The organism is Bradyrhizobium sp. AUGA SZCCT0283 (assembly GCF_018130385.1).
In the GTDB taxonomy this organism is placed as follows: domain Bacteria; phylum Pseudomonadota; class Alphaproteobacteria; order Rhizobiales; family Xanthobacteraceae; genus Bradyrhizobium.
The window spans coordinates 1-15,135 of sequence record NZ_JAFCLU010000001.1; the positions used below are offsets into that span (position 1 = coordinate 1).

The window sequence follows — 15,135 nt, forward strand, 5'->3', positions numbered from 1 at the left end:
GATCCGGAAGCGGCGTTGCGCAAGGCCCGCACGGAGGCTCTCAGCCGTCATGCCCGGGCCGTGGCTGCGATCTTCGATATGCAGGAGCGGGGCGCCAAGGCCAGCCCGGAGCAGGTGAAGGAATTGCAGGAGGCCCGCAAGGTCTTCGAGGAGGTGCGGCCCTACGGCTCGCACGACGCCGAAGCTGCCTACAAGAAGAACAGGGAAATCGCCCATGAAGCTGGTTCGGGCAACTCCACCCGCGCCATCCGCGCGCTCCAGCTCGAAACCGAACTGCGCACCAATCCGAGCCGCCGCGCCGACCGTTTCGTGCAGCGCTGGCAGAAGCTCGACCACACCAGCCAGCGTCAGTATCAGGCGGGCGACATCGCCGGCTACAAGGCGGCGCGCTCGGCGATGGGCGACATGGCAAAAAGCCTGGAACGCGATCCGCAACTGGAATCCATCCTTGCCAACCGCAAGCAGGAACTCGGCATCGCGTTTGAATCAGGCCGCCGGCTCGGCCAGGAATTGGCCTTCATTCACGGCATCGACCTCGGCAGAGGCCGGGGCATCGGAATTTGATCCATCCATCTGCCGCCGTCTCTACGCCACACTATGACGAGTCGAACACCCCTCTTGCCCACCCGCAACTGCTTGTCCTGTCTGGTCTCAGCAGCCGTCAGAAACAGCCAGCAGGAGGCCGCGTGGCCATGCGCGAACCAGACCGTATCATCCGTCTGAAAACTGTTCTTTCCCGGACCGGGCTGTCCCGGTCCACCATCTACCGCAAGATCGCCGAGGGCACGTTCCCGCCGCAGATCAAGATCAGCATTAACGGGAGCGGCTGGCATGAGTCCGACATCAACCGCTGGATCGCCGATCCCGTCGCATGGCGCCCGAAACGCGCGTTAGATGAAGTCCAATAAGAGCGGCAGCAGCAGCTCCCTTTGCTGGTGGCGAGCCATGGGACCAGACCGGCGTCAGCCCCTCAAGGCCGAGCCGCTGCGCGGCGGCGCTGACGCGCCGGCCTTGACCGCCTGACGCCGCCCCGGTTTGAGCTCTCCAAGCAGACAAAGGCGGGCTGGTAGCGGTCGCACTTCCAATTCGGAACAGAAAGGCAGCGGGCGGAGTCGGCGGCAAAAAAATTCCCCAGACTAAACCCCAGACTAAACGCAAATTTTAGTCTGGGCGCATTTTAGGCCGTTCTGAAAATCGAAGACGTGTGAAGAAGATAGATGGCGCGCCCGAAGAGATTCGAACTCCTGACCCCCAGATTCGTAGTCTGGATCTCGTAGAAAGTGGCGATCTTCGAGCGCACGCACAAGGCTAAGTAGCGAAAAACAGCCCTTCCTTTGTCTATCCCGCGACATCCGTTTTCGCGACGGCGACAATCCTCTCCTTTCAACAGATGCGCGGCCGTTGCACCAAACCGTGCACGAGCATGATTGGAAGCTCTATGGCCTTTCTAAATGTGATCGCTTTGTCGCTAGCGTAGGGGAAGTTGATGTCTCACAATAAATTTCTGACCGCCGAAGAGGTCTCCGAAAGATATCGTGGCAGCGTTTCAGTTGGCACTCTTCGAAATTGGCGAGCGATGAGGATCGGACCAACCTTCGTCAAAATTGGCAAGGCTGTTTTGTACCCAACGAATGAACTTGATGCTTGGGATCAAAAGAATACGGTCTCTTGCCGAGCTTCAGCGAGACCCAACGTGGATGATGGTGAAGAAGCGTGATGATCACGGAGGAGCACGCAAAGCCGCCCCCAATCGCCGTCCCCTCGCAGGTCAATTACTTCTCCCAATTCGTTTACTTTCAATATGTTACTCGAGAAGAGCAGGGTCGTGCACAACCACCCTTCCGGCGATCCGACGCCGTCGCAGGCCGATATCCATATGACCAAGGCGATCGTCCAGATCGCCACCCCGCTCGGGATTTCCGTCCACGACCACATCATCGTCGGCAAGAACGGGCATGCGAGCTTGAGAGGACTGAAGCTGATCTAGTTATCGCCTGCATTTACCATCTATTAACTATCCGCTTCGCGCTTTGGCGAACGCGTGAGAGAGTGGTTCATCGGGATGAGAGGGGGGTAGCTCATTCTCGAATGAGAGGGGATCGATGATGAATCAGCTAGCAGAGCGGATGAGGGTCGCGGCTCTTTCGATGAGCCCGGAGCACATGATCGACAAATTTCTGGACTGGCTCGAGGAACTGAGGGGCGCGATGGCGCTGGCTGAAATCAACAGTTTGGCCCGCAACGAGGCGCGAACCAAGGTGCTGTTCGATTGATTCGGCGACTAAAGCGCGATGGCACGGTCGAACCGCCATCGTGCTTTAGCCTATTATTGTTGTTGGCCGGGTGCGATGGCACAAAGCCGTTGAAACAAGTCAGCACCGGGCCAAATGGAGTGGATGTTTGCCCCAAATAGGCAAATTGCGATAGCAGGTCAGCCGTCCGCCGGCTTGCAACAGGTCTGCTTCTGGACCCAGCCCGGAAGTCCTTCGATGTCCGCTTTCTCGCCTCCATGGAGGACAGGCGGGCGTAGAAACAGTCATCCGGCGTGTTCGAAAAATCGCTCCCTGGGAAGGAGCGTGAGATTGCCAGACAATCGCAAGACCAGCATTTCGTACCGACCCCAATCCTGATCGCTCCATTCCAAAATCAAACAGCATCAATGCGATAGGTCACGCATGTTTGAGGGGACCGACGCTCATCTAGCGATGTTCAGCTGTCCGTCTTAGATTGAGGACGGCGCCTGACTGCATATTTGCTCCAGTGTCTTAATCGGCAATTTCGTCGTGCAAAGCTGGCGGTGGCGTTCCGTTACCCCGCGCATTTGCCGCGATGATGGAGCATCGGATGCGGACGACACGCCGAACGTTCGTGCAGGCCTCCTTGGCGACGGCCGCTGCTGCGCTGTTGCCGATCTCTCTGCATGCCCAGCAAGGCCAGCCCGCCCGCCGACCGATACCCTCGACCCGCGAGGAGATTCCGATCGTCGGGCTGGGGACCTGGATCACCTTCAACGTCGGCGACGATCCGGTGCTCCGGGACGAGTGTGCTGGTGTCATGGCCGCCTTCTTCGCGGCGGGCGGCCGCATGATCGATTCCTCTCCCATGTATGGCTCGTCGCAGCCGGTGATCGGCTACGGCCTGCAAAAGCTCGGGCGACCCTCCGCGCTGTTCTCGGCCGAAAAGGTCTGGACGTCCTCGGCAGCGGCAGGTCCTCCCCAGATCGCGCAATCGCGTCGCTTCTGGGGTGTGCCGAAGTTCGATCTCGTTCAGGTTCACAATCTGCTCGCCTGGAAGGCGCATCTGCCGATGCTCTTCCAGATGAAGGCGGCGGGCGCCGTGCGTTACGTCGGAATCACCACGTCCGAAGGCCGCCGGCATGATCTCCTCGAACAGATCATGCGGAACGAGCCGATCGATTTCGTGCAGTTCTCCTACAACGTCGTCGATCGCGAGGCGGAGGCACGGCTGCTGCCGCTGGCGTCGGAGCGCGGCATTGCCGTGATCGTCAACCGGCCGTTCCGGCAAGGCGCGCTGACCCAGCGGCTCCAGGGCAAGCCGCTGCCCGAATGGGCCGCCGAACTCGGCGCATCGAGTTGGGCGCAGCTCATGCTAAAATTCATCCTCTCCCACCCGGCCGTCACCGTCGCAATTCCGGCGACCACCCGTGTCGACCACGTGCGTGAAAACCTCTCGGCCGCTGCCGGCCCCATGCCGGATCGCGCGATGCGGCAGCGCATCTCGGCCCACGTGAAGGCTCTTTGATGTCGGAGTGGTGGACCTACCGGGCCGAGGATTTCCTGCTGTTTTCGCCGCGCGTCTACTGGCGCATGTTCGAACTGCACAATGCGGCGCTCTGGCCTCTGCACCTGCTGACGCTCGCCGCCAGCCTCATCATCATCCTGCTCATCGCGTGGCGGCCGCGCTCCTGGGTACGCTGGCTCGCACTTATCCTCGCGATCGCATGGGTCTTCGTCGGGTGGTCCTTCCTGTGGCACCGTTACGCGACCATCAACTGGGCTGTCGCTTATGTCGCACCGGCTTTCGCCGTTGAAGGCGTGCTGCTTCTCATCGTGTCTCTGCGCGATGGCCTCGCCTTCGACCGGCGCGGGCTTGCCGGTTGGATCGGATATCTCATCCTTGCCTTCGCGCTCGCCGGGCAGCCATTGCTTGCGCCGCTGCAGGGACGCAACTGGGCCTCGTCGGAGGTCTTTGGCATCGCGCCGGATCCAACGGCGATCGCGACGCTCGGCGTTCTGCTCCTCGCCCGCGGCAGACTGTTGCCAGTGCTGCTGCCGATCCCCGTTCTCTGGTGCCTCCTGAGCGGCCTAACCCTCGGCACGATGGGAGAGCCGCAAGCCTGGGCTCTTCATGCCACCCTGGCGCTCGCCACTGCCGCCTGGATCTGGACGATCATCCGGCAGAGGGCCGTATCATGAAGGAGAACCGAACTTGAGCGCCGAAGTAACCATCCGGCCGTTCCGGGAGGAAGACGCATCTCAAGTGCGCGGGTTATTCATCATCGTCAACCGCCTGCTGTCGCCACCACATATGCGCGATGCCTTTGAAGCATACATCGCTCGTTCATTGACCGAGGAAATGGATCGCGTCAGTGCTTATTATGGTGAGCGAGGCGGCGGGTTTTGGGTCGCGCTGAGGAAGGAGAAAGTCGTCGGCATGTTCGGCCTTGAACCCGCAGCGCCTGACGCCATGGAGCTGCGTCGCATGTATGTCGACCCGTCCGCCCGACGTAGCGGGATCGCCCGGTTGATGCTGCAATTTGCAGAAGCCGAATGCCGTCGGCTTGACATGCGAAGACTTGAATTGAGCACGTCTGAATTGCAGCCGGCTGCGCTCGAATTGTACAGGCGCGCGGGATATCGATTGCTGAACGAGGCCCTCGCCGAGCAAGCGAGCAACAAGACGTTGGGAGGTGGCATTCGTCGCTATTACTTCGAAAAGATCCTGTAGAAAGCCGATGCCGAGCGCCTCGACTGCCATACCGCGCGACAGCGACGGTAGCGTCGCGCAATCCGCAAGACATCTTCAGACGATCTGGCAGATGTTATAGGCGATGCCGCCCTCGACCAGATAGCCCGACCCGATGCAGACGATGTCGTTCATCCAGGCATATTGCGCTGCGCTAGTTTCGAACAGCGGATTGGTGCGGAAGTAATAGCGCGACGGGTCGACCTGATATCGCTTCGCGGGGTCGGCCATCTCGACCGCAATTCGGGAGGCGTGATCCAGCGGCCGCCATAGGTCATTTGCACCAGCGCGCTGTCATGGGTGCGAAGCGTCGGGCGGACGTCCAGCGACATGGCGCCATCGGCACGAAACAGCGCCCAGTCGCCGCCGCCAGGCACCACCTCGCCGCGCAGCCTTGGGCCTTCGAAGGTTCCGCCGGCCGCGCCGAACAGGATGCGAAGGCCGAGCGGGCCGTCACCGATGTTCCGTTTCGGGGCCCATCCGATGGCGCTGCTCACCGCGACGCTGGCGGCGCTGAAGCGCCAGGGCGAACTCGATTTCGAGGACATCGAGTTGCTGAACCGGATGGTCGATGCGATGATCTGCGAGGTGGCGCTGCTGCTGCCGGGTGCGGAGAATCCGAAGAAGCTGCGGGCGCGCGGGCAAAAGATCATCGGCAGTCTGCTCGGCTCGTTTCGTACAGCTTGAGCGCCCGCCTCACGGCTCGATCCACCGCCGCACCGCCTCGGCCGTGTCGGCGGGCGTGGTGTTGAAGCAAATGCGGGTTTGCGGCGCGCCGAGGTGAACCAGATTGATGATCCGTTCAAATAGCTGCAGCCGCTCTCTCGGCTCGCGCAGCCCGGCGCCAATCACCACGCAGTCGTAATGCTTTGCGCCCAGCGCCGCCGCAACGACGGCTTCGGCCGTATCACCGAGATCGATCAGGCAGCTATCGGCCTCATAACCCATCGCGCGAAGCTTCTCGATTTGCGCCTTGATGTAGCTCGTCACCAGTTCGGCCGTGAGCCCCGGGAAGGCGCTGAAGTCAACCAGGGAAGGCTCGATACCGATCGCGAGCACGGTTTTTTTCCTCATGTGCCTGCTCCATTCCGAAGTGGGAGATAGCTCTGGCCAACGCTTCGATTGCCGCCGAAGTTCCACATCACGGATACGATACTTCGTCTTGTATCGAAGCATTCATGTCATCAAAGCGGGCATGATGATCTTCAGTCGCTGATCGGACATCAAATCGGCGCCGGCTTCACAGGAGAGCACCATGGCAACCACCGACACTGCAAACCAGCACCTGATCGTCACCGCATTCTGGGAGGTCAATTCCGGAGAGGAAGGTGCGGTCGCGGCACTTCTGAAAGACTTTCTTCCGCAGGCGCAGCGCGAGCCGGGCGTGAAGGAGTTCCAGATTCACCAGAATGTCGCCAGGCCGCGGGAATTCTTCTTCTACGAGGTGTTCGCAGGCGAAGCGGCGTTTGCCGATCATCAGCAGACCGACCACTTCAAGAACATCATCGTCGGCCAGGCGATCCCAAAACTCGCCAGGCGCGAGCGGCAGCAGTTCCGCTTCATCTGAGTCAGGAAGGCTCCGGCGAGCCACCGCCAGCCTCGGTGGCTCGCCGCTTCAGCAATTCGCGTTCGCGCTTGTTGGTCGCAAGCGCTAACGCGACCTCGAACGCGGCCCGCGCTTCCGCAAGGCGGCCGAGCTTGCAAAGCAGATCGCCGCGGACGCTTGGCAAGAGATGGTAGGTCTTCAGCGCGGGCTCGCCTGCCAATCCGTCCACCATCGCAAGCGCGGCCGCCGGGCCTTCGGCCATGCCGATCGCCACCGCGCGGTTGAGCTCGATGATCGGCGAGCGCACCAGGCCTGAGAGTTCGCTATAGAGCTCTGCGATGCGCGGCCACTCCGTGTCATCAGGTGTGGCGGCTCTGGCATGACAAGCGACGATCGCCGCCTGCAGCACGTAGAATCCTCGCCCGCCGCCGAGTTCGTACGCCCGCGCCAGCGCCAGTAATCCGCGGCGGATCTGAAGCCGGTCCCACAGCATCCGGTTCTGGTCCATCAGAAGAATCGGATCGCCAGCCGCATCCGTGCGCGCCGCAATGCGCGAAGCGTTCAGCTCCATCAGCGCGAGCAGCCCGTGGGCTTCGGCTTCCTGCGGTGCGACCAGCGTCAGCACGCGGCCCATGCGCAGCGCGTCGTTGCAGAGCTGCGGCCTAAGCCACTCGTCGCCACGCGCGGCCGTGTAGCCTTCGTTGAAGATGAGGTAGACGACCTCCAGCACCGAGGCCAGCCGCTCCGAAAGCGCCGCGCCGCGCGGGGTCTCATAGGCCAGGCCGGACTCCGAAAGCGTGCGCTTGGCGCGCACGATGCGCTGGGCAATGGTCGCCTCCGGCTGCAGGAAGGCGCGCGCGATTTCCTCCGTCGTCAGGCCGCAGATCATCCTGAGTGCAAGGGCTGCGCGCGCCTCGCGCGACAGTCGCGGATGGCAGGCGGTGAATATCAGCCGCAGCAACTCGTCACCGATATCGTCGTCGAGCGCAGCATCCGGATCTGGCATCGCCTGCTGCTCCTGCTCCATGTCGCGTATCAGCATCTCGTGCTTGCGATCGAGCATGCGGCGGCGGCGCAGTTGGTCCAGCGCCCGGCGCTTGGCCGTCGCCATCAGCCACGCCCCGGGCTTTTCCGGCACGCCATTGGCGGGCCAATGTTCGAGCGCCGCCACCAGCGCTTCCTGTGTCAGGTCCTCGGCCAGCGGCACGTCGCGCAGCATTCGCGACAGGCCGGTGATCAGGCGCGGCTGCTCGATACGCCAGACCGCCAGAATGGTGCGATGGACGTCGGCGGCCGTCATCGCCGCCGACTGCACTTGCCGAACGCTCGCATCAGGCGTGCGCGTGCACATCGACCTCGCACGCACCATCCACGCCCGGCGTCGCAAAGGAACGAACCTCGCAGGTGCCATCCCAGCCCGGCATGTGATCGAGATGCAGTTGCATGAATTCCCTCGCGGCCGCGACCGCCTCTTCCTTGTCGCGCAGCTCGAAGATCGCGTAGCCGCCGATCATTTCCTTGGTCTCGACGAACGGTCCGTCGACCACGCTGAGCTTGCCATCGGTTATCTTGACCTGAGCTCCCAGCGAGACCGGCATCAGCCCGCCGCTGTCGATCATGCGGCCGGCCTTGATCTCCCGGTCGGCCAGCTTGGCCATCGCCTCCATCAAGGCCGGCGTCGGGCCGCGCATGGGCTGGGACGAGGTAACGATATACATGAAGCGCATTGCGGAACTCCCGTTAAGGCGAGTTGCGGCGGTGATCGCCCGCAAAACTGGCTCGCTATGGGAGACGACGAACGGGATGGCGCCGGATCGACAGAAGTTTTGGAATTATTTTCGCGGGCCGCTTGCAGGAAATCGGCCGGCCGGATGATTGCAACCGGGGATGCCGGCGCTGTAGGCTCCCGGAATCAGTGCTCATCGGGGGCAAGCATGAAATCGCGCGGCTATCGATTTGGCGTCCTGGGTTTCCTGTCGATCCTGGCGGCCATGTTCATTTTCACATCCGCGCCCGCCGGCGCCGCCACCATCGTGGCGCTTGGCGCCAGCAACACATATGGCAAGGGGGTCGCGCGCAATCAGGCATATCCAGCACAACTCGAGGCGATATTGCGGGCAAAGGGAGCCAACGTCCGTGTCGTCAACGCCGGCATCAACGGCGACACCACGGAAGGCATGTTGCAGCGCCTTGAACGTGTCGTGCCGAACGGCACCAGTGCCGTCATCCTGCAGCCCGGCGGCAACGACCGGCGCAAGGGCTCGCCGGATCGAACATCGGACATTCAGAGCCGGCTGAGCGCCCGGGGCATACCGGTGATCATGATCGCCAATGGCACGTTCAGGGGATTGCCGCATCAACCCGACGGCCAGCATCTGACGCCGGAAGGCTACCACATGCTCGCCGAGCATGTGGCTTCTCAGGTCGCCGGAGTCATTGGCCGCTAAGACACGGCCGCCGGACTATTGTCCCCGGATCATGATCAGCGGATCGGCCGCGTCAGGCACCCGCCGCCACTGCGCATTGTCGTCAGCCTCGAACTGCCAGATGTCGCCCTTGGCCGACAGCAGCAGCATCCGGCCGTGATCAAGCCGCCACTGGTTCGGCGCGAAAGCTGCGACCGCGGGATCGCATTTCGGCTTCAAAAACACCTGGAAATTATCGCCGGTGGCTTCGGTATTGGTCAGCGTCAGGCCGCAGATCGTCTGGCCGTTGCCACGGACCATCGACCAGTCGCCGATCATCTGGTCCATCGACTTGGCGAGCGAGCGGGCGGCGGCGAGATTCTGCAGGATGTAGACGCCCTCGCCGGTCCGCAAGCCCTCGAAGATGCCGCTCTCGACTTCGGTGAAGTCGATCACCGGCTGGCCTGCCGCATCCTGCATCCGCACGATATCCAGCCCCTTGATATTCCAGGCCGTGATTTCCTTGGTGAACGGAAGTGCGGCGGCACAGCCGGGCTCAAGCTCGAGCTTGAGCCCCTGCGGCGACGTATCGCCCTTCAGCGTGACGACGCAGGTCTTGCTGCGCTCGGTGGTGGCAAGCTCCCACTGCCCGATCATGTCCTTCTTCAGGGTCGAGGCATCCTGCGCCGCGACCTGCGGTGCAAGCGCAAGCAGCGCCGTCAGCGCTGCCACCGTGATGCCCGAACGCCCAGACAACATCAGCGTCCCTTCACCGGGGTTTCCGGAACGGGCGTCAACGGCGCCTTGCCGGCAAACCAGTTTTTCAGATTGTCGACGACAAGCTGATCCATGGCGTTGCGCGTTACCACCGAAGCTGAGCCGATATGTGGCAACAGCACGACATTTTGCATGGCCTTCAATTCGTCCGGCACGTTCGGCTCGTTGGCGAACACGTCGAGCCCGGCCGCGAGGATGGCGCCGGATTTCAGCGCCGCGACCAGCGCCGGCTCGTCGACGACGGAGCCGCGGGCGACATTGATCAGAACGCCACGCGGACCGAGCGCCTTCAGCACGTCGGCATTGATCATCTTGGCGGTGGAAGCGCCGCCGGGCACGATCACGATCAGCGTGTCCACCGCCTTCGCCATTTCCATCAGGTCGGGATAGTGCTTGTAGGAGACCGCCGAAGAGGGATTGCGCGAGTGATAGGACACCGGCACGCGCGAGGCATCGAGCCGGCGTCCGATCGCCTGTCCGATGCGGCCCATGCCGACGATCCCGATCTTGCGGTCGCGCAGCGAACCGACGCTCAGGGGATAGTTCTGGGTCTGCCACAGGCCGGAGCGCAGATAGCGGTCGGCCTTGACGAACTCGCGCAGGGTCGAAATCAACAAGCCCATCGCGACGTCGGCGACCTCCTCGGTCAGCACGTCGGGCGTGTTGGTGACGACAATGTTGTGCTCGCGCGCATAGGCGGAATCGACATGGTCGTAGCCGACGCCGAAGCTCGCGACGATTTCGAGCTTCGGAAATTGCGACAGCGCCTTCGCATCGGCCGGCACCGTGTGATAGGTCACCGCCATGCCGCGGATCTTCGCCACAGTATCGGGCGTCAAGCGCTCAAGGTCGGCGCGGCTCTCCGCCATATGCAGGACGAACTGATCCGAAAAGCCGTTTTCCAGGATCGGCCGGATTGGCCCGTAGATCAGGAGATCGATCTTTTCGGACGAAATATTCGCGGCAGCCATCAATTTTCCTTTCCAAGCGCGCTCTCATGCCAGCGCCGTAGTACCAGATGCGAAACTAGCGCCAGCAGCCCATAGATGACAATCCCGGCCACGGACAGCAACAGCAACGCGGCGAACATTCGGGGAATGTTGAGGCGATAGCCGGACTCGGCGATCCGGAAGGCAAGGCCGGAGCCGGCGCCCGCGGTGCCCGCCGCGATTTCGGCGACCACGGCGCCGATCAGCGACAGGCCGCCCGCGATCCGCAAGCCGCCGAGAATATACGGCAGCGCCGCCGGCAATTTCAGGAACCGCAGCGTCTGCAGCCGCGACGCGCCATAGAGCTGAAACAGCCCGGCCAGATTGCGGTCCACCGAATTCAGCCCGAGCGTGGTGTTGGACAGGACCGGAAAGAAACCGACGATCCAGGCGCAGACGATGACCGCGGTCTGCTGCGGCAGATAGATCAGCAACAGCGGCGCAATTGCGATCACCGGCGTGACCTGCAGAATCACCGCATAGGGAAACAGCGAATATTCCAGCCATTTCGACTGATTGAACAACAGCGCCAGCGCGACGCCGCCGACGGCCGCGGCGACAAATCCTTCCAGCGTGGTGAGCAAGGTGACGCCGAGCGATTCCGACAGCACCGGCCAGTCGCCGACGAGCGTCTGAAACACGACAAAGGGGCTCGGCAGCACGTAGGGCTGGATGTCGTTGACGCGCACCACGAGTTCCCAGAAGCCCAGGCCCGCGGCGAACACGGCTGCGGGCATCAGCATCCGGCCGATATTCTGGAAGGAGCTCATGCGCTGCGCTGCCCGGAATAGGAAGGCGCGAGCGCGCTGGAGACCTCGCGGCAATAGCCGGCATATTCGGCCGAGGTGCGAAACTCCTCACCGCGCGGCTCCACCGTGGCGATGCGAAACGCGCTTGCCAAGCGGCCCGGCCGCGCCGTCATCACGAGCACCCGCTGCGACAGATAGACCGACTCGAATACCGAATGGGTGACGAAGATGACGGTCTTGTGCAGCTTGCGCCACAGCGCCAGCAGGTCGTTGTTGAGCCGAAAGCGCGTGATCTCGTCGAGCGCCGCGAACGGCTCGTCCAGCAGCAGAATATCCGGGTCGGTGACGAGCGCGCGCGCCAGCGAGACCCGCATCTTCATGCCGCCGGACAATTCGCGGGGGTATGCATCGGCAAATTCGGCAAGACCGACCTGAGCCAGCGCCTCCTCGATGCGGCTGTCGGCGTCAGTCGCCGGCGCGTGCGAAAGTTTCAGCGGCAGGCGAACGTTTTCGCGCACGCTTGCCCACGGCATCAACGTCGGCTCCTGAAACACGAAGCCGATGGGATGCCGCCCATCCTTCCTGTTGGCGCGGTGCGAAACATTCACCGTCCCTGCGCTCGGCGCGCTGAGCCCTGCGATCAGCCGCAACGCGGTCGATTTTCCGCAGCCGGACGGCCCGAGCAACGAGACGAATTCACCTTTTGCAACATCGAGATCGAGCGGCCCGAGCGCGGCCACGCCGTTATCATAGATCTTGGTAACGGCGCGCAGACGCACTGCAAGGCCCGCCGCATCGATATCCATCTCGGACACAGCGGGCTCGGCCATCTCGCCTCAGTTCTTCGGTCGCAGATCGACACCAACGCCCTTGTTGACGAAGCGAAGCGTATAGGCCTGGCGGTAATCGATATCGCGGCGAACCACGCCGGCCCGCACCATCTTGTCAAAGAAGCTCGCCACCCGCGCGTCGTTCATGGCGCCGATGCCGTCGCGCAAGGTATCGCCGGAATCGACGATGCCGTATTCCTTCATCTTGGCGACGGAGTAGCCGAGCAGCTCGTCGGTCATTTCCGGGTTCATCTTCTTGATCATCGCATTGCCGGCCGAATTGTCGCCGTACAGATAATTGTACCAGCCGATGGCGGAAGCATCGACGAAGCGCTGCACGAGGTCGGGCGTCTTGTCGACGATCTCGCGGCGGGTCTCGATCAGCGTCGAATAGGCGTTGAAGCCGTGATCGGCGAGCAGGATCACGCCCGGCTTGAAGCCCGCCGCCTTCTCGACGGCGTAGGGCTCCGATGTGACATAGCCCTGCATCGCGCTCTGCTTGTTCACGATAAAGGGCTGCGAATTGAAGGTGTAGGGTTTCACCTTGCTCTCGCTGAACCCGTATTCGGACTTCAGCCACTGGAAATAGCTCGTGACGCCTTCCTTGGACACCAGCAGCGTCAGCGGCTTGAGATCTTCGAGTTTTGTAATTTTGCTTTCCGGATGGGTGAGGAAGACCTGCGGATCCTTCTGGAAGATGGCGGCGACCGCGACCAGCGGCACGTTGTTGGCGACCGCGTCGAACGATTGCAGCGTGTTCGCGCTCATGAAGAAGTCGAGCTTGCCGGCGGTCAGCAGGATGCGGTTGTTGGTGTTGGGGCCTCCCGGCACGATGGTGACATCGAGGCCATATTTCTTGTAGGTGCCGTCGGCAACAGCCTGGAAGAAGCCGCCATGCTCGGCCTCCGCGACCCAGTTGGTTCCAAACGACACCTTGTCGAGGGTCTGCGCACGCGCCGGCGTCAGCGCCGCAGCCAGCGCCAGAAGGCCTGCGGTTAACGCTCGCGACAAAAAGGCCGGGTTCATGGTTGGACTCCGTCGATCGTTTTGGCCCATGATGGGAGGCTATGGACGTGGATCACGTCCCTCGGGGGTTTATCCAAGGCGCGGATAGCATCCCCGGAATATCTAACAAACTACCCCGCAAATTCATCCAAAGAAACGCTTCGCTCGATGGCTTCAACCGTTCCGCCCCGCGACTGGACCGAGATCCACTGGCCCGACATCGCCAGGGCGGACGCCGCGCGCTGGATCGCGGTGCTGCCGCTGGCGGCGACCGAACAGCACGGCCCGCATCTGCCGCTGGAAACCGACGTCCTGATCGGCGAGGCCTATCTGGCGCGGGTGCGCGAACTGTTGCCTGTCGCGCTTCCCGTCACCTTTCTGCCACTGGAGCCGGTCGGCATTTCCACCGAGCATATCGATTATCCGGGTACGCTGACGCTGCCGACCGATGTCGCGCTGAAAGAATGGATGGCGATCGGCGAGCGCGTTGCGCAAGCCGGCATCCGCAAGCTGGTGATCGTGACCAGCCACGGCGGCAACAGCGCGGCGATGTCGCTGGTGGCGCAGGATCTGCGCGCGCATCACGGGCTTCTCGTGGTCACCACGAGCTGGTCGCGCTTCGGTGCGCCGGATGGACTGTTTTCCGCGGAAGAGCTGCGTCACGGCATCCATGGCGGCGCGGTCGAGACTTCGATCATGCTGGCGCGCTATCCGCACACCGTGCGGACAGAAGCGATCGCCGATTTTCATCCGGCCAGCATCGCGATGGAGAAAGAATTTCGCTGGCTCTCCGCGCATCGGCCGGTCCCCTTCGCGTGGCAGACGCAGGACCTGCATGAAAGCGGCGCGGTCGGCGACGCCACCAAAGCCTCCGCGGAAAAAGGCGAACGACTGCTCGATCACGGCGCGCGCGCGTTCTGCGAATTGCTCGACGACGTCGACAAATTCGATCCGGAATTGTTTCTTCGCAGGCCAAGGAATTGAGCTAACTATTTGTAATATCTAAGAAATAAATGACGAAACCATATTTCCAAGCGCGTTTTCGAACCGCTTTCCAACACGCTCCGTCCAACTGGGCATGCGGACCACAATGGCCGCTCAACGCAGGATGGAGACTTCCATGTCGATCAAGACCAAGTTCGCCGCTCTCGCTCTCGCTACCCTTGCCGTTACCGGCACGATTGCATCATCCACCACCCAGGCGCAGGCCAAGCCGCTCGGCTGGGGCATTGGAGCCGGCCTCGTCGGCGCCGCGATTGTCGGTACCGCCATCGCCGCCAGCAACGACGGTTACTACTACGACGGCTATCGCCGCTGCGGTTGGGTTCGCCAGTTCGACGCTTTCGGCAATTACATCGGCCGCGTCCGGACCTGCGGTTACTGATTTCTGCGGCTGACTTGGTTGCTGTTTGAGAAGCGTCTTTCTTCAAGCGAACCACTTCAAACCCTGAAAACGCTTCTTCTTGTTTGACGCGTTTTCTTCACGCGAACCGGAATGCCACTTCGCTCGAAAACGCTTCTTCTTGTTTGACGCGTTTTCTTCACGCGAACCGGAATACCACTTCGCTCGAAAACGCTTCTGTCGTGGATTTGCGTCCGGCACGGGCGCCTCATCCACCCCCGTGCTGAACCGACCCGCCCGGTTGTCCCCCCGGGCGGGTCAACTTTTTGGGGGGTGGAGGCCCGGCCGCAGAGCCGACGCGTCGCGAAGTGGCCGCGATGCCCCCGAACGCCCGTCAGCGATCTGTCCGAACGGTAGCTGCTGCGGCGCCCACGTGCCGGGCTGAATGTTGCAGCCACGTCACGCGCTGGCGCCATCTAACCATTTGTGGTCGGCCCCTTCTTGCT

20 protein-coding genes, 1 tRNA gene and 3 pseudogenes are annotated in these 15,135 nt (G+C 62.3%); 13 read left to right on the forward strand and 11 right to left on the reverse strand.

What is annotated here, in order from left to right:
* Nucleotides 1–564 (forward strand): annotated as a pseudogene (locus JQ624_RS00005) (Ti-type conjugative transfer relaxase TraA); the annotation flags it as partial.
* 128 nt (nucleotides 565–692) lie between these two features.
* Entirely contained in the window at nucleotides 693–908 is a 216-nt protein-coding gene (locus JQ624_RS00010; RefSeq protein WP_212417414.1) for an AlpA family transcriptional regulator, read from the forward strand.
* A gap of 310 nt (nucleotides 909–1,218) precedes the next feature.
* Here JQ624_RS00010 and JQ624_RS00015 read toward each other — a convergent pair.
* A tRNA-OTHER gene (locus tag JQ624_RS00015) sits at nucleotides 1,219–1,298 on the reverse strand.
* A gap of 188 nt (nucleotides 1,299–1,486) precedes the next feature.
* On the opposite strand from JQ624_RS00015, the gene JQ624_RS00020 reads away from it, so the two are divergent.
* The 6 genes and pseudogenes from JQ624_RS00020 to JQ624_RS00045 all read left to right on the forward strand — a co-directional run bounded on the left by JQ624_RS00020 (nucleotide 1,487) and on the right by JQ624_RS00045 (nucleotide 4,968).
* The gene (locus tag JQ624_RS00020; protein WP_212416795.1) at nucleotides 1,487–1,717 is read left to right on the forward strand and encodes an AlpA family transcriptional regulator; all 231 of its coding nucleotides are present in this window, start codon (nucleotides 1,487–1,489) and stop codon (nucleotides 1,715–1,717) included.
* 105 nt (nucleotides 1,718–1,822) lie between these two features.
* Nucleotides 1,823–1,987: pseudogene (locus tag JQ624_RS00025) on the forward strand (JAB domain-containing protein); the annotation flags it as partial.
* Between the two features lie 118 nt (nucleotides 1,988–2,105).
* Nucleotides 2,106–2,273 (forward strand): hypothetical protein, encoded by a 168-nt coding sequence (locus tag JQ624_RS00030; RefSeq protein ID WP_212416796.1) that lies wholly within the window; start codon nucleotides 2,106–2,108, stop codon nucleotides 2,271–2,273.
* Between the two features lie 571 nt (nucleotides 2,274–2,844).
* Complete coding sequence (locus JQ624_RS00035; protein ID WP_212416797.1) at nucleotides 2,845–3,762, forward strand: aldo/keto reductase; 918 nt, start codon at nucleotides 2,845–2,847, stop codon at nucleotides 3,760–3,762.
* Complete coding sequence (locus JQ624_RS00040) at nucleotides 3,762–4,436, forward strand: DUF6064 family protein (RefSeq protein ID WP_212416798.1); 675 nt, start codon at nucleotides 3,762–3,764, stop codon at nucleotides 4,434–4,436. The genes JQ624_RS00035 and JQ624_RS00040 overlap by 1 nt, the downstream gene beginning before the upstream one ends.
* Nucleotides 4,437–4,449: 13 nt before the next feature.
* On the forward strand, nucleotides 4,450–4,968 hold the full coding sequence (locus JQ624_RS00045) for a GNAT family N-acetyltransferase (protein WP_212416799.1): 519 nt from the start codon (nucleotides 4,450–4,452) through the stop codon (nucleotides 4,966–4,968).
* Nucleotides 4,969–5,043: 75 nt separating this feature from the next.
* On the opposite strand, the gene JQ624_RS39235 is transcribed toward JQ624_RS00045, so the two are convergent.
* Together JQ624_RS39235 and JQ624_RS39650 are read right to left on the reverse strand one after the other, a co-directional pair.
* Nucleotides 5,044–5,217, reverse strand: coding sequence for a DUF3237 family protein (locus JQ624_RS39235; RefSeq protein ID WP_283816887.1), 174 nt, complete (start codon nucleotides 5,215–5,217; stop codon nucleotides 5,044–5,046).
* A gap of 59 nt (nucleotides 5,218–5,276) precedes the next feature.
* Nucleotides 5,277–5,534, reverse strand: a pseudogene (locus JQ624_RS39650) (DUF3237 family protein); the annotation flags it as partial.
* Between JQ624_RS39650 and JQ624_RS00055 the strand changes: the two are divergent.
* Entirely contained in the window at nucleotides 5,446–5,673 is a 228-nt protein-coding gene (locus JQ624_RS00055) for a hypothetical protein (protein WP_212417467.1), read from the forward strand. The pseudogene JQ624_RS39650 and the gene JQ624_RS00055 sit on opposite strands and share 89 nt — an antisense overlap.
* 9 nt (nucleotides 5,674–5,682) lie before the next feature.
* Here the strand turns inward: JQ624_RS00055 and JQ624_RS00060 are convergent, their stop codons facing one another.
* On the reverse strand, nucleotides 5,683–6,060 hold the full coding sequence (locus tag JQ624_RS00060) for a hypothetical protein (RefSeq protein WP_212416801.1): 378 nt from the start codon (nucleotides 6,058–6,060) through the stop codon (nucleotides 5,683–5,685).
* A gap of 181 nt (nucleotides 6,061–6,241) precedes the next feature.
* On the opposite strand from JQ624_RS00060, the gene JQ624_RS00065 reads away from it, so the two are divergent.
* Nucleotides 6,242–6,553, forward strand: coding sequence for a putative quinol monooxygenase (locus JQ624_RS00065; protein ID WP_212416802.1), 312 nt, complete (start codon nucleotides 6,242–6,244; stop codon nucleotides 6,551–6,553).
* A gap of 1 nt (nucleotide 6,554) precedes the next feature.
* Here the strand turns inward: JQ624_RS00065 and JQ624_RS00070 are convergent, their stop codons facing one another.
* Nucleotides 6,555–7,832 (reverse strand): RNA polymerase sigma factor, encoded by a 1,278-nt coding sequence (locus tag JQ624_RS00070; protein WP_212416803.1) that lies wholly within the window; start codon nucleotides 7,830–7,832, stop codon nucleotides 6,555–6,557.
* A 31-nt stretch (nucleotides 7,833–7,863) separates the two neighbouring features.
* Nucleotides 7,864–8,259: a YciI family protein gene (locus JQ624_RS00075; protein WP_212416804.1), complete on the reverse strand. Its 396-nt coding sequence runs from the start codon at nucleotides 8,257–8,259 to the stop codon at nucleotides 7,864–7,866.
* A gap of 207 nt (nucleotides 8,260–8,466) precedes the next feature.
* Between JQ624_RS00075 and JQ624_RS00080 the strand changes: the two genes are divergently transcribed.
* On the forward strand, nucleotides 8,467–8,979 hold the full coding sequence (locus JQ624_RS00080) for a GDSL-type esterase/lipase family protein (protein ID WP_312014360.1): 513 nt from the start codon (nucleotides 8,467–8,469) through the stop codon (nucleotides 8,977–8,979).
* Nucleotides 8,980–8,994: 15 nt separating this feature from the next.
* Here the strand turns inward: JQ624_RS00080 and JQ624_RS00085 are convergent, their stop codons facing one another.
* From JQ624_RS00085 to JQ624_RS00105, 5 genes are read right to left on the reverse strand one after another with little or no spacing between them, the layout of a single operon-like run.
* Entirely contained in the window at nucleotides 8,995–9,696 is a 702-nt protein-coding gene (locus JQ624_RS00085; RefSeq protein WP_212416805.1) for an AprI/Inh family metalloprotease inhibitor, read from the reverse strand.
* Nucleotides 9,696–10,685 (reverse strand): 2-hydroxyacid dehydrogenase, encoded by a 990-nt coding sequence (locus JQ624_RS00090; protein WP_212416806.1) that lies wholly within the window; start codon nucleotides 10,683–10,685, stop codon nucleotides 9,696–9,698. Before JQ624_RS00090 ends, JQ624_RS00085 begins: the two co-directional genes overlap by 1 nt.
* Entirely contained in the window at nucleotides 10,685–11,473 is a 789-nt protein-coding gene (locus tag JQ624_RS00095; RefSeq protein ID WP_212416807.1) for an ABC transporter permease, read from the reverse strand. Before JQ624_RS00095 ends, JQ624_RS00090 begins: the two co-directional genes overlap by 1 nt.
* Nucleotides 11,470–12,282 (reverse strand): ABC transporter ATP-binding protein, encoded by an 813-nt coding sequence (locus tag JQ624_RS00100; protein ID WP_212416808.1) that lies wholly within the window; start codon nucleotides 12,280–12,282, stop codon nucleotides 11,470–11,472. The genes JQ624_RS00095 and JQ624_RS00100 overlap by 4 nt, the downstream gene beginning before the upstream one ends.
* A gap of 6 nt (nucleotides 12,283–12,288) precedes the next feature.
* Nucleotides 12,289–13,308 (reverse strand): ABC transporter substrate-binding protein, encoded by a 1,020-nt coding sequence (locus tag JQ624_RS00105; RefSeq protein WP_212416809.1) that lies wholly within the window; start codon nucleotides 13,306–13,308, stop codon nucleotides 12,289–12,291.
* A 147-nt stretch (nucleotides 13,309–13,455) separates the two neighbouring features.
* Between JQ624_RS00105 and JQ624_RS00110 the strand changes: the two genes are divergently transcribed.
* Nucleotides 13,456–14,271 (forward strand): creatininase family protein, encoded by an 816-nt coding sequence (locus tag JQ624_RS00110; protein WP_212416810.1) that lies wholly within the window; start codon nucleotides 13,456–13,458, stop codon nucleotides 14,269–14,271.
* A gap of 136 nt (nucleotides 14,272–14,407) precedes the next feature.
* Entirely contained in the window at nucleotides 14,408–14,671 is a 264-nt protein-coding gene (locus JQ624_RS00115; protein WP_212416811.1) for a hypothetical protein, read from the forward strand.
* Nucleotides 14,672–15,135: the final 464 nt, after the last annotated feature.